The organism is Allopontixanthobacter confluentis (assembly GCF_009827615.1).
In the GTDB taxonomy this organism is placed as follows: Bacteria; Pseudomonadota; Alphaproteobacteria; order Sphingomonadales; family Sphingomonadaceae; genus Allopontixanthobacter; species Allopontixanthobacter confluentis.
Genome location: NZ_WTYU01000001.1, coordinates 1,351,417 through 1,364,374, shown reverse-complemented (window position 1 = coordinate 1,364,374; position 12,958 = coordinate 1,351,417). Strand labels below are relative to the sequence as shown.

Here is a 12,958-nt window from a genome sequence, read left to right as displayed (position 1 = left end):
CCCACTAATTTGCTAGTGTGACGAAACTGTCGATCAACCGCTTGGCCGCCCCGCTTTCAAAGTCGATTTCCAGCTTGTTGCCTTCCTGCGCGGTGACTTTGCCATAGCCGAACTTGTCATGGAAAACCCGTGCGCCGATTTCGATATCGCTGCGCGGCTTGGCCGCAAAACTGGCGGCGCTTCGGCCCGGTTCCTTCACGCGGACTTGCTTTGTATCATAGCCTGCAGTCAGCGCGCGCTGCCACCCCGGACCGCGCTGGTTGGACCGTTCCGGCCTGCTCGTGCTGACATGGGCGAACGGGTCTTCATTCTCGCTCCAGTTGGCCTGCCATAGCGATGCGCCGCCGGTCATCGTGGTTTCGCGGTCCACATGACCATCGGGCAGTTCATTGACGAAACGTGACGGGATGGAACTGGTCCACTGGCCGTAGATACGCCGGTTTGCGGCATAGAGGATGGTGCACCGTTTGCGCGCACGCGTGATGGCCACATAGGCCAGCCGCCGCTCTTCCTCCAGGCTGGCAAGCCCCCCTTCATCCAGCGAACGCTGCGAAGGAAAAACGCCTTCTTCCCAGCCCGGCAGGAAGACATTGTCAAATTCCAGGCCCTTGGCAGCGTGCATCGTCATGATGGTCAGTTTTTCGCCCTCATTGGCGCGTTCATTGTCCATCACCAGCGATACGTGTTCCAGAAAATCGCCCAGTGTTTCATATTCTTCCATGGCGCGGGCAAGTTCGGAAATATTTTCCAGCCTGCCTGCGCTTTCGGCTGATTTTTCAGCTTGCAACATGAGGGTATAGCCACATTCATCCATGACGGTGCGCAGCAGTTCGGCAGGTGTGGTTTGCTCCGCCAGTTGGCCCCAGCGCAGAAAGTCGCGCATCAATGCACCAATCGTGCCCGCAGCGCGTTTGGGCAATTCATCACTGTCGGCCAGTTGCAGCGATGCCGCGGCCAGTGGCAGGCCGGTGGCCCGCGCATGCTGGAACATCCGTTCCAGCGTCTTGGCGCCAAGGCCGCGTTTGGGCTGGTTGTAAATCCGTTCAAACGCCAGGTCATCACGCGGTTGGGCAATCACCCGTAAATAGGCGAGGGCGTCGCGGATTTCCGCCCGCTCGTAAAAACGAAAACCCCCGATGATGCGGTAATTCAGCCCGATCTGGATGAAACGGTCTTCAAATTCGCGGGTCTGATATTGCGCCCGCACCAATATGGCCACCTGATCCAGCGAGGCACCTTCGCGTTCCAGCCGCTCTGCTTCCTCGCCCACGCGGCGCGCTTCTTCAGGCGCGTCCCACACGCCGATGACGCGAACTTTGTCGCCGCCTTCAAACTCCGTCCACAGCGTTTTGCCGATGCGTTCGCTATTGGCATTGATAAGCCCCGATGCGGCCGCCAGAATATGCGGCGTGGAGCGGTAATTCTGTTCCAGCTTGACCACTTTGGCGCCGGGAAAATCCTTCTCGAACTTGAGGATATTGGCGACTTCCGCGCCCCGCCAGGAATAGATCGACTGGTCATCATCGCCCACCACGCAGATGTTCTTGCGCGTTTGTGCCAGCAGACGGAGCCACAGATACTGGACCTGATTGGTGTCCTGATATTCATCGACCAGAATATATTTGAACCGGTCCTGATACATCTTCAGAACTTCCGGATTGCGCCGCAGGATGTTGAGCATATGCAGCAGCAGATCGCCAAAATCGCAAGCGTTGAGGGATTTCAGACGGTCCTGATACAGGGCGTAAAATTCCTGTCCGCGGCCATTGGCGTAGGCTTCATTTTCAACGGAATCGAGATCGGCGGGGTTCAGTCCGCGGTTTTTCCACCGGTCAATCAATCCGGACAGCTGGCGTGGCGGCCAACGTTTTTCATCCAGATCCTGATCGCGAATGAGCTGTTTCAGCAATCGTAGCTGATCGTCAGTATCAATGATCGTGTAATTGCTTTGCAGGCCGACCAGTTCTGCATGGCGGCGCAGCATTTTTGCGCCAATGGAATGAAATGTGCCCAGCCACGGCATTCCTTCCACCGCATCGCCGATATGGCGGCCAACCCGTTCCCGCATTTCGCGCGCGGCCTTGTTGGTAAATGTGACGCACAGGATTTCACTCGGCCACGCCTTGCGCATGGCCACCAGATGGGCCAGCCGGGCCGTCAGTGCCGCAGTCTTGCCTGTTCCGGCGCCAGCCAGCATCAACACCGGCCCTTCCGTGGTCAGCACCGCTTCTTGCTGCGGGGTGTTGAGACCGGAGGCATAGCGCGGAATTTCGCCGTGATTGGTGGCGGCGGGAAGGGCAGGATCATCAGTCATAAGCAAGTGAACAGTTAGGGAACACTTAGCCTGCATGCAAGCGGGATGGAACCGGCGCTGCGGCCTATGCGGAACCGGAGCGGGCCTGTGTCGTTATCTTGGCACCATTCGAGATTCACATTTGAGGAATTGACGCATGAAAAATATTGCATTGTCCGCCGCAATTGCTGGCACAGCATTGGCCCTTTCGGCCCCTGTCCTGGCTGATCATCATATGGAAAACGGCGAAGGCCACGCGATGAAGGCCGAGGTGGTAGAAAAGAATGCCCGTGGTCAGGCCATCAAGGTGATGATCGACGGCAAGACATATGACGTGTGCACCGCCAAGGATCAGGATGGCTGCATCAATCCGCGCGCCGCTGGCCTGAAGTGGGGCAACCGCGCGCTGAACTATTGGCCGGGCCAGCCTGCCAGTTCGATGAAGAAATAATTCGTCGCATTAATTAGCATGAAAAGGCGCCCGGCTATGGGCGCCTTTTTATTGTTCGGGGCGCAGCAGCGTCAACTTCGCCTTGCCGACCTTGCGTTCCGCCTCAACGGTAAGCAGCTTCACTTCGACATCTTCGATCGAGGCTGTTTCCACCGCAATCCAGGTTTGCGGCCCAATCCAGCCCAGACGCAGCAGCCGTTCCAATGCCACTGTTGCCCCGCCTGAGAAATAAGGCGGGTCAAGCAATATCAGGTCATGCGGCTGCTTGGCAGGGCCAAGGCTCATCACTGAACCAGCCCGCACATCACAGCGCGTGCCTGCGTCCAGTGCGCGCACATTTTCGCGGATTGCCTTGATCGCTGCGTCGTCCTGTTCGACAAACAGGCAATAGGCTGCCCCGCGTGACAACGCCTCGAGCCCCAGCGCGCCTGACCCTGCGAACAGGTCTGCCACTGACAGATCGTTGAAACTGCCCAGTCTGCTGGCCAGCATATTGAACAGGGTTTCCCGGGTGCGATCAGCCGTGGGCCGCGTGCCTTCACCCTTGGGCGCGATCAGTTTGCGCCCCCGCCAATCCCCGGCAATAATCCTCATTTGCGGATTTCCCGCAGGAGATCCTTACGGAATTTTTCCACTTGCGACTGGGGAATTTCAGCGGCCGTGCCGCGCGCCAGATTGCCCAGTTCAAACGGGCCATAGGTGGTCCGCATCAGACGCGAAACTTCCAGGCCCAGATGTTCCAGCACGATCCGTACTTCGCGGTTCTTGCCTTCCTTGATCACCATTTCGATCCATTGGTTGCGGCCTGTCCGGCGCTCCAGATTGGCGTCTATCCGGCCGTAATGCATGCCATCGATGGTGATGCCGTGGATCAGTTCTTCCAGCTGCGCTTGCGAAATATCGCCAAATGCACGGGCGCGGTATGTGCGCGGGATGCCGGATGACGGCAATTCCATCGCGCGCTTCAACTCGCCATCATTGGTCAAGAGCAGCAGCCCTTCGGTATTCATATCCAGCCTGCCGATCGGCATCAGGCGGGGTGCATCCTTGGGCAGCGCATTGGCAAGCGCTGCATAAATTGTCGGGCGGCCAGCATTGTCGCGTTCTGCGGTCAGCAAGCCGGTTGGTTTGTTGAACAGGAACAATCGCGCTGCTTCCACCTTGCCCACCGGGTTGCCATCAACCGTGATGCCTTTGAGGCTGGTAAGGAAGGTTGCCGGCGTTTCGATGACCTTGCCGTCCTGCGAAATGCGGCCTTCCTCGATCAGCCGTTCGATTTCTCGCCGGCTGGCAATGCCCGCGCGCGCCAGCAGCTTGGCAATACGGTCGCCCTCTGGCCGGTCCGGTGACCGTTCAGTCGGCTTGGCGGGTGTGCGCTGGCCGGACGGACCATGCGATTGGCCATCGGCGTGGTTGCGGGATGGAGAATCGGCTGTCGGTCTGCCGGAACGGGGTCTGTGGGGTTGGGCCATTGCGGCCCTCTAGCCGTTTACGCGCGCTTCCGCAAAGCGCTGAATTGATCGGCCCTTCGCATTCGCTCAATTGCAGGCGCGCAATGCGTCCTGCACGGTTTCGTGAAAACGGGTGATGCCGGTTTCCAACGTGCCGAGTGTAAGCTGGTCGATAACGCCGGATGACAGGCCCTGTTGCCCCAATTCTGCGGCGCGGAAATCTTCCGATGCAAAGACACCCCCGTCGAGCAGGTTCCAACTGCGCTGCCAGTGGTCGCGGGCTTTGTCAGTGGTCGGCTTTTCCGGAATCAGCATGAAATCTTCAACCAGAGTGCGATCATGCGCCTGCGGCATCAGCACCATGACATTGAGGTAATCGGGGCTGGGGATGATGATGGTGGCAGGCAGCAATTGGTAAGCAAATGTGACCACCCGGCGCAGTGCGGCCATATCGGCCAGGTCCACCCCGTCCATATCTTCCAGCCGCCCCACTGCAGCACGCGCATGGGGGCCAATCATATCACCTGCTGTGACGCCATCCTTGAAAAACGGGCCGATCGTCTGCGCGTGCAGGCGGGTGACATGGTAACTTTCAAGGAAGGCATCCATGATCAGCTTCCAGTTTCCTGCCACTTCATGGGTCTTGCGGGCAAACAGATGGTGGTCCGCCATGCCAAAAGCGTCAAAATCCTCGCCCAATGTCCGCGCCAGCGAAAAATCCGCATCCGGGGCAGGTGCAAACCAGATGAGGCCGCCTGTCTCGACACTTGGCAATTCCACCAGCCCATGATCTGCCTTGTCGAGGCCGGGGAATGTTTCCGGGCGCGGCATGGCGAGCAGGCGGCCGTCCAGCCGGTAAGTCCACGCGTGATAGGGGCACACCAGCCGGCGCGCGCAGACGGTTTCTTCTCCTTCCACCAGGCGGGTTCCGCGGTGGCGGCACACATTCATGAAAACATGGACAGTGCCATCCACATCACGGGTCAGCAAAAGGGGCCTGCCAGTTGCATCATGGGGCAGCGCCATGCCCTTGTCGGGCAAAAGCGCAGACGGCGCGATGACCTGCGGCAGGCGGTCAAACAGCGCAGATTTTTCCCGCAACCAGTGTTGGGGGTCGGTATAGACAGAAGCAGGAACATGCGTGATTTCAGCGGCGAAGCGCTGTTCGCCGCGCAAAATCGCCTGCGCCAGCACCATTTGGCCCGGCGTTGGACGCTGGGTGGGGGTTTTTTCTCTGGCGACAGTTCCGGTCTCGTTCATGGAAAACTTCCTTAAATCTCCAGCGGCGCTAGTGTCGCACGAATTAAGGACTGGTGCAAAGTCCGGTACGGCCCCATGGGCCGATACGGAATTGGCCAATCAAACAGGCCGGCCAAACGGGCCAATATGACAGGAAGTGACAGGCATAATGGGTGAGCAGATCGAACGCCGGACAATGTGGGACGGGGTGCGCCCCTATCTGGAACCTGCTCCGCTGGCGGCTTTGTTTCTCGGTATTTCCTCCGGTTTTCCCTTCGCCATGATTGCCGCCACGCTGACCACCCGGCTGGCAGAAGCGGGGATTGAGAAATCCACCGTTACAGCGTTTGCGCTGACTTTCCTTGCCTATAATTTCAAATGGCTGTGGGCGCCCATTATCGATGCCATCAAACTGCCGTTGCTGGGGCGCATTGGCCAGCGTGTTTCCTGGCTCATTTTCACCGCGATATTGGTGATGGTCAGCATCGTCTATCTGGGGTCGCTGGACCCGTCGGCTGATATTGCAGCGGTTGCTGTGGCGGCTATTCTGGTGGGTGTGGCCGGGGCCACTTTCGATATCGTGATTGATGCCTACCGCATCGAACTGCTGGAACCGCGCCAGTTGGGCGTGGGCTCCGGCATGAGCCAGTATGGCTGGCGCATCGGCGCTGCCGCCGCAGGCGCGACCGCGCTTATCGTTGCCCAGCGTTATGGCTGGCAAATGGCGTATACGTCAGTCGCGTTCTTCGCGCTGTTTGCCATTGGCACCGGCCTTGTGATGGGGGAACCGGCCCGCCGCATCGAACCCAAACCGCTGAAAGGCCCGCTGGCCGCAGCGATTGCCTATGTCAGCCCGCTGGCAGAATTCTTCAAGCGCAAGGGCGCGATGCTGGTGCTGGTGTTTGTCCTCATCCACAAGCTGGGTGATACGCTGGCCAATCTGACTTTCCGTTTGCTGTTTGAAGATCTTGGCTATTCCAAGGATGAAATCGCCATTTATGACGTGGGCGTCGGGTTCTGGGCACTGCTGGTCGGCGTGTTTGTCGGCGGGTTCCTGTATGCGCGGCTGGGGATGAAGAAATCGGTCCTCATCAGTCTGATCCTGATGGCCGTATCCAACTTTGGTTTTGCAGCATTGGCGGCAGTTGGCCACAGCAACATCGGCATGGCATCCGCCATCGGTTTTGAAAATTTCGCCAGCGGTATCGGCGGCGTTTGCGTTGTCGCCTATCTGTCGGCGCTGTGTAATCTCAACTTTACCGCCACCCAGTTTGCGCTGCTGTCGGCAGCAGCATCCATCCTGGGCCGGTTTGTCACGGGCACCACGGCGGGCAGCCTGATCGAGAATTTCGGTTATGTTGATTTCTACCTGCTGACCACGGCGCTGGCCCTGCCGGGCGTGCTGCTGTTCTGGTGGATGATGCACAAGGGGCTGGTGGACCAGTCACTGGGCACAGCAGGCGAAATTTCGACAGGTGATGTGGAAAGCCCCGCTGACGAGCCGCGCTGAAGCAGAAGCCTAACTGCCCGTTCTGGGCCGGCATTTCCAGTCAGGCAGTGCTGGCCCCGCCAGGGCTGAACAGGGCGCGCAGCCTAGACAGGTATCTCATTATTGAGGCGCAGGACTTCACCGCCGAGGTAAAGCGAACCGGCAATCAGCACCGGCAGCCCATCGTCGGGAAGGGCGGCCAGCGCCGCCGGCACGTCAGGCGCCGATGATGTGGCGGCGGTAAAAGCGTCCGGCCCATGGCTATCGTGCCCCGGAACAGGCACGATGGTAATGCTGGCCAGTTGCGCGCTCATCGGCTCGATGATGGAGGCCGGGTCTTTATTGGCCAGCATGCCGATGATCAGATGCAGGTGCTGGCCATCGAAATGCCGTTTCAACGCTTGTCCGGCGTCAGGATTATGTCCGCCATCCAGCCAGATTTCGCGCACGCCGTTTGTTGGCCCGCCGCTTAATGGCACCCCGCCTAATGGTCCCCCGGTCAAAGGCCCCGCGCCAAGGCGTTGCAGCCGGGCAGGCCACACCGCCGACCGGATGCCGCGAGCCATGGAATCGGCGGAAACTGTCACAAAATCCTGATGGCGCAGCATGGCCACGGCCAGCGCGGCATTCTGCGCCTGATGCGGGCCCGCCATGGTTGGCAATGGCAAGGTCAGTTCGCCGTGCTGGTCACGATATTCCAGCGCGGCAATGCTGCTCATGTCCCAGTCCCGCCCGCGCATTGCCAGCAAAGCGCCCGCAGCCAATGCCGCGCGCTCGATCTCCAGTTCAGCCTCGAGCGGATAGTTGAAAGTCACCAATGAGCATCCCTGCTTGGCAATGCCGGCCTTTTCAAAGGCAATCCGCGCCAATGGCGCTTGCGGCGCGCCTTCTTCGGGCGCGAGCAGAAACCGTTCATGATCGATGCCCAGTGCAGCGATGCCGCACGCCGCGGGATGTTCCAGCACATTGGTCGCGTCAAACCGGCCGCCAAGGCCGACTTCAATGACGCAGACATCCGCGGGATGGCGCGCAAAAGCGAGAAAACTGGCGGCAATAGTGACTTCAAAAAAGCTCGGCGCCAGCCCGTCTGACGCATCCAGCACTTCTGCCAGCAATGACGCAAGCAGCGCATCGTCGATCAGATTTCCGGCAATGCGGATCCGTTCATTATAGCGCACCAGATGAGGGCTGGTGGCCATGTGCACCTTCTTGCCATCGGCTTCCAGCATGGCCCGCAGAAAAGCGCAGGTCGAGCCCTTGCCATTGGTTCCGGCGACATGGAAGACAGGCGGCAGATGCTCGTGCGGATTGCCCAGCCGGCCCAGCAATTGCCGGATAATATCCAGCCCGAAGCGGCCCTGCGGCAGGGATAATTGCGCCAGCCGGTCAAGCTGCTGCTGCACTGCCGGATTATCCGACCTGGCGAAATCCATGGGGGTTTGTCAGGCTGCCTGGGCCGGACGCAGATAATCCAGCAGGCCCACCAGCGTGCGGCGCATGTCCTTGCGGTTGACCACCATATCCACCATGCCGTGCTTGTAGAGATATTCTGCCCGCTGGAACCCTTCTGGCAGGCTTTCGCGGATTGTATCCTGGATCACGCGCTGTCCGGCAAAGCCGATCAATGCGCCCGGTTCAGCTATCTGCACATCGCCCAGCATGGCATAGCTGGCGGTAACGCCGCCGGTCGTCGGGTCGGCCAGCACCACAATATAGGGCAGGCCAGCTTCCTTGAGGCGGCGCGTCATCACGGTGGCCTTGGGCATTTGCATCAGGCTGAGAATACCCTCCTGCATTCGCGCGCCGCCAGCGGCTGTCACCACGATATAGGCGCATCCACGTTCCAGCGCGCATTCTGCCCCGGCACAGAATGCCGTGCCGACTGCCATGCCCATGGAACCGCCCATGAAGCCGAAATCCTGCACGCCGACCACGGCTGGCCGGCCTTCGATTTCGCCCGAACCGACACTGAAAGCATCACGATGCGGGTTTTTCGCCCGGGCCTGTTTCAGCCGGTCGGTATATTTCTTGGTGTCGCGGAATTTGAGGGGGTCTTCCTTCACCTCAGGCTGGGTCAGAAGTGCAAACCCCTCGTCCAGCAAGGTGGCGAGCCGCTGGTCTGCGCCCAATCTGCCATGATGATCGCAACGCGGGCAGACGCGCTGGTTTTCTTCATATTCCTGCGCAAACAGCATTTCCTGGCATTTGGGGCACTTCACCCACAGATTGTCCGGCGTTTCGCGCTTCGCCATGAAGGGGAGCGAATTGCGGACCTTGGAAATCCAGTTCATTCAATCAGTCCTTTCGGGCCGCATGCACAGCGTCAGCCAGTGCGGCAGTCAATGTTCTTAGCGCAAGCGGCGCATCTTCGCCATGCTTGGCCACCAGTTCGACCAGCGCGGACCCGACCACGACGCCATCAGCCACCCGGGCGATGGCGCTGGCCTGATCCGGCGTGCGGACGCCAAAGCCCACGGCAATGGGCAAATCGGTGGCAGATTTCAGTCTTGCCACAGCTTCGTCGATGCTGGCCTGCGCCGCCTGCTGCAGGCCAGTAATTCCCGCGACAGACACGTAATAGACAAACCCGCCAGACCCTTGCAGCACAGCAGGCAGCCGCTTTGCATCGGTGGTGGGTGTGGCCAGCCGGATGGGGGCCACCCCTGCGGCGCGCAGCTGCGGGCCCAGCGCGTCATCTTCTTCAGGCGGAATGTCCACGCAGATCACGCCGTCCACCCCGGCAGCGTTGCATTGGTCGGCAAACCATTGGGGGCCGCGCCGCACCATCGGGTTGGCATATCCCATCAAGACCAGCGGCACATCAGGGTGGCGGGCACGAAATCCTGTAGCGATGGCAAAAATATCGGCCGTGGTCGTGCCCTTGGCAAGGCTGCGGATATTCGCTTCCTGAATGGCAGGGCCGTCAGCCATGGGATCGGTAAAGGGCATACCCAGTTCGATCACATCCGCGCCGCCAGCCACCAGCGCGTCAAGATTGGCCGCTGTATCACCGTCGCCCGCAGTGACGAAACAGACAAGCGCCGGGTGCGGCTTGGCAAAGGCGGCAGCCAGGCGGTTCACAGCTCCACTCCCAATCGTTCAGCGACTGTGAAAATGTCCTTGTCGCCGCGTCCGCACAGATTGGCGAGAATGATACTGTCGCTGGGCATATCCTTGGCGATTTTTGCCACTGCGGCAATCGCATGGGCGGGTTCCAGCGCCGGAATAATGCCTTCTGTCCGGCACAGGAGCTGGAACGCGTCCAGCGCCTCTTCATCCGTGACCGCAGTATATTCCACGCGGCCCATATCTTTCAGCCAGGCATGTTCCGGCCCGATCCCGGGATAATCAAGACCCGCACTGATCGAATGGCCTTCGGTGATCTGGCCATCATCATCCTGCAGCAGATAGGTCTTGTTGCCGTGCAGCACGCCGGGAAATCCGCCCAGCAGGCTGGCGGCATGCTGGTCGCCATCAAGGCCGTAGCCTGCCGCTTCCACTCCGAGCATTTTCACCGCCGGATCATCGAGAAACGGGTGGAACAGGCCAAGCGCGTTGGAACCGCCGCCGATGGCTGCCACCAGAATATCCGGCAGGCGATTGATGCGTGACAGCATTTGTGCGCGGGCCTCGCGCCCGATCACGCTTTGGAAATCTCGCACCATTTCGGGGTAGGGGTGAGGGCCTGCTGCCGTGCCGATGATGTAGAATGTGTCATGGACATTGGCGACCCAGTCGCGCAGCCCTTCATTCATGGCATCCTTCAAGGTCGCCGCGCCGCTGGTGACGGGAACGACCTGCGCGCCCAGCAGCTTCATACGAAACACGTTGGGGGACTGGCGTTTCACATCTTCTGCGCCCATGTAAATGACGCATGGCAGGCCGAAGCGCGCGCAGACGGTGGCAGTGGCAACGCCGTGCTGCCCGGCGCCCGTTTCCGCGATGATCCGCGTTTTCCCCATTCGCATGGCGAGCAGGATCTGCCCGATGCAATTGTTGATCTTGTGCGCGCCTGTATGGTTCAGCTCGTCGCGCTTGAACCAGACCTGCGCGCCGCCCAGCGCTTCTGTCAGCCGTTCGGCAAAATACAGCGGGGAAGGGCGGCCAACATAATGTTCCAGCAAATCATCAAACTGGGCCTGAAACGCAGGGTCGGCCTGTGCGGTGCGATATTCCCGCTCCAGATCAAGCACCAGCGGCATCAGCGTTTCAGCAACATAGCGGCCGCCATAATCACCAAAATGCCCGCGCTCGTCGGGCTGGTTGCGGAATGAGTTTTTCAGGTCTGTCATATATGTTGTGCCGCTTTGCAGAAGGCTGCGATTCTGTCCACGTCCTTGATACCCGGCGCGCTTTCCACGCCGGATGACACGTCCACCAGCGGGGCGCCGGTCATGGCAATCGCGTCTGCCACATTGGCGGGCGTCACACCGCCTGCCAGGCCCCAGGGTAACGGCCCCTTGTAAGCGGCCAGCAGGCCCCAGTCGAAAGTCAGCCCCATGCCGCCAGGCAATGCGGAGCCTGCGGGCGTTTTGGCGTCAAACAACAGAAAATCAGCCGTGTCACGGTAGGCCGCAGCGCTGGCAATATCTTCAGGGCCGGCGACCGACAGCACTTTCCATACTGGCAGTCCGAAGCGTGATCTGAGCTGCGCGGCGCGTTCCGGCGGTTCATGGCCGTGCAACTGGATGGCATCCAGCTGGCCGGCCGCAATTGCATCTGCCAGAAAATCATCGCCCGCATCGACAAAAACGCCCACCGTGGGGATGTGTTTTGCAGCCCGCGCCGCCAGACTGGCGGCAACCTGCGCGCTGACATAGCGCGGGCTGGGCGGGTAAAAGTTCAGACCGACATAATCCGCGCCCGCCCCAATGGCCGCATCAAGCGCGGCAGGCGTGGAAACGCCGCAAATTTTGACCCTGGCTGACATGATCGGTCTAGAGAGTTGCTTCAATGTCCCGCGCTGCCTGCACCGGATCATCGGCGCGGCTGATCGGGCGGCCAATGACCAGCACGCTAGCGCCATCATCACGGGCCTTGCGCGGGGTTACAACGCGTTTCTGGTCGCCAACGCTGGAGCCGGCTGGCCTCAGCCCCGGCACGACGAAGAAGCCGTCCTTCCACTGTTTGCGGACTGCGCCCACTTCCTGTCCGGAACACACCACGCCGTCCAGCCCTGCGTCATGGGCCAGATCAGCCAGCCGCATGACCTGGTCATGCGCGCTGCCATCCACGCCGGTGCGCACAAGATCGCGCTCGTCCAGACTGGTCAGCATGGTTACGGCCACGACCTTGGTGCCTTCGGCAGCAGCGGCCTTGGCATCTTCCATCATATGCCGCCCGCCGCTGGCATGAACAGTAACGATGGCCGGTTCGCTGAGGTGAATGGCCTGCATGGCAGCCGCAACGGTATTGGGAATGTCGTGCAGCTTCAGATCGAGGAAAATGGGCAGGCCCACCTTCGCAATGTCATGCACTCCGTGGTGGCCATGGGCGTAAAAGAATTCCATCCCCAGCTTGATCCCGCCAATGTGGGATTTCACCTTTTCTGCCAGCGCCCGCGCCGCGTCGAGGCGGGGCAGATCCAGCGCCAGATAAATCGGGTTGCTCATAGACCGGTGCGCGGGTTGGGGGCCAGTGGATCAGCCTTGTCACCGGCCGAACGTATCACAGGCACTTCGTGGGGCGGACGGCCATCGTCTGCCACATATGCGTCCCCTGCAATCGGGCTTTCCGGCGTTGCAGGCGCAACCGAGGGGGTGCGCGTGGCGGATTCCAGCGCCTTGATGCGCCGTTCCAGCCGCCATTTCACCCCGCGGTGCATCAGCCATGTGGGCACCATGCCCAGCAGGAACGACACGATGACAAGCGCCGGAACCTTGGTTTCCAGCACCAGATTGGTCCAGATCTGAACTTCCACCTGTTTCCAGTTGAAGAAGGAAAAGGCCATCAGCCCTGCAAACAACAGGACCCAGAGGATGGTGCGAACAATCTGCATGATATTCCCCACGGTTTGCGTGAAAGCGATGCTAGGC

General features: G+C 60.3%; 13 protein-coding genes. 2 read left to right on the top strand and 11 right to left on the bottom strand.

All coding sequences use genetic code 11. The annotated features are described in order from the left end of the window. Positions 1 to 4: 4 nt before the first annotated feature. Positions 5 to 2,314, bottom strand: a complete 2,310-nt coding sequence (locus GRI44_RS06430) for an ATP-dependent helicase (RefSeq protein WP_160600549.1) — start codon at positions 2,312 to 2,314, stop codon at positions 5 to 7. Between the two features lie 136 nt (positions 2,315 to 2,450). Here GRI44_RS06430 and GRI44_RS06425 point away from each other — a divergent pair, with 136 nt between their 5' ends. Then, a complete protein-coding gene (locus GRI44_RS06425; RefSeq protein WP_160600548.1) occupies positions 2,451 to 2,744 on the top strand; it encodes a hypothetical protein in 294 nt (97 codons plus the stop codon). Positions 2,745 to 2,792: 48 nt separating this feature from the next. Here GRI44_RS06425 and rsmD read toward each other — a convergent pair whose 3' ends face one another. The 3 genes from rsmD to GRI44_RS06410 form a co-directional block, all read right to left on the bottom strand. Further along, a complete protein-coding gene (gene rsmD / locus GRI44_RS06420) occupies positions 2,793 to 3,338 on the bottom strand; it encodes a 16S rRNA (guanine(966)-N(2))-methyltransferase RsmD (protein WP_160600547.1) in 546 nt (181 codons plus the stop codon). After that, on the bottom strand, positions 3,335 to 4,216 hold the full coding sequence (locus tag GRI44_RS06415) for a pseudouridine synthase (protein WP_160600546.1): 882 nt from the start codon (positions 4,214 to 4,216) through the stop codon (positions 3,335 to 3,337). The genes rsmD and GRI44_RS06415 overlap by 4 nt, the downstream gene beginning before the upstream one ends. 66 nt (positions 4,217 to 4,282) lie before the next feature. Then, positions 4,283 to 5,455: an aromatic ring-hydroxylating oxygenase subunit alpha gene (locus tag GRI44_RS06410; RefSeq protein ID WP_160600545.1), complete on the bottom strand. Its 1,173-nt coding sequence runs from the start codon at positions 5,453 to 5,455 to the stop codon at positions 4,283 to 4,285. Positions 5,456 to 5,603: 148 nt separating this feature from the next. Between GRI44_RS06410 and GRI44_RS06405 the strand changes: the two genes are divergently transcribed. Continuing rightward, positions 5,604 to 6,944 (top strand): AmpG family muropeptide MFS transporter, encoded by a 1,341-nt coding sequence (locus tag GRI44_RS06405; protein WP_160600544.1) that lies wholly within the window; start codon positions 5,604 to 5,606, stop codon positions 6,942 to 6,944. Positions 6,945 to 7,027: 83 nt separating this feature from the next. Here the strand turns inward: GRI44_RS06405 and GRI44_RS06400 are convergent, their stop codons facing one another. Genes GRI44_RS06400 through GRI44_RS06370 form a run of 7 tightly spaced genes read right to left on the bottom strand, consistent with a single transcriptional unit; the run spans position 7,028 to position 12,921 of the window. Next, a complete protein-coding gene (locus GRI44_RS06400) occupies positions 7,028 to 8,356 on the bottom strand; it encodes a bifunctional folylpolyglutamate synthase/dihydrofolate synthase (RefSeq protein ID WP_160600543.1) in 1,329 nt (442 codons plus the stop codon). A 9-nt stretch (positions 8,357 to 8,365) separates the two neighbouring features. Further along, positions 8,366 to 9,214: an acetyl-CoA carboxylase, carboxyltransferase subunit beta gene (accD, locus tag GRI44_RS06395; protein ID WP_160600542.1), complete on the bottom strand. Its 849-nt coding sequence runs from the start codon at positions 9,212 to 9,214 to the stop codon at positions 8,366 to 8,368. 4 nt (positions 9,215 to 9,218) lie between these two features. After that, on the bottom strand, positions 9,219 to 10,004 hold the full coding sequence (trpA, locus tag GRI44_RS06390) for a tryptophan synthase subunit alpha (protein ID WP_160600541.1): 786 nt from the start codon (positions 10,002 to 10,004) through the stop codon (positions 9,219 to 9,221). Beyond that, positions 10,001 to 11,215 carry a tryptophan synthase subunit beta gene (trpB, locus tag GRI44_RS06385; protein WP_160600540.1) on the bottom strand — a complete coding sequence of 405 codons (1,215 nt, stop codon included), beginning with the start codon at positions 11,213 to 11,215 and terminating at the stop codon, positions 10,001 to 10,003. Before trpB ends, trpA begins: the two co-directional genes overlap by 4 nt. Further along, positions 11,212 to 11,853, bottom strand: coding sequence for a phosphoribosylanthranilate isomerase (locus GRI44_RS06380; RefSeq protein WP_160600539.1), 642 nt, complete (start codon positions 11,851 to 11,853; stop codon positions 11,212 to 11,214). Before GRI44_RS06380 ends, trpB begins: the two co-directional genes overlap by 4 nt. Positions 11,854 to 11,860: 7 nt before the next feature. Continuing rightward, on the bottom strand, positions 11,861 to 12,535 hold the full coding sequence (gene pyrF / locus GRI44_RS06375; protein ID WP_160600538.1) for an orotidine-5'-phosphate decarboxylase: 675 nt from the start codon (positions 12,533 to 12,535) through the stop codon (positions 11,861 to 11,863). Beyond that, positions 12,532 to 12,921, bottom strand: coding sequence for a DUF1049 domain-containing protein (locus tag GRI44_RS06370; RefSeq protein WP_160600537.1), 390 nt, complete (start codon positions 12,919 to 12,921; stop codon positions 12,532 to 12,534). The genes pyrF and GRI44_RS06370 overlap by 4 nt, the downstream gene beginning before the upstream one ends. Between the last annotated feature and the right edge of the window lie 37 nt (positions 12,922 to 12,958).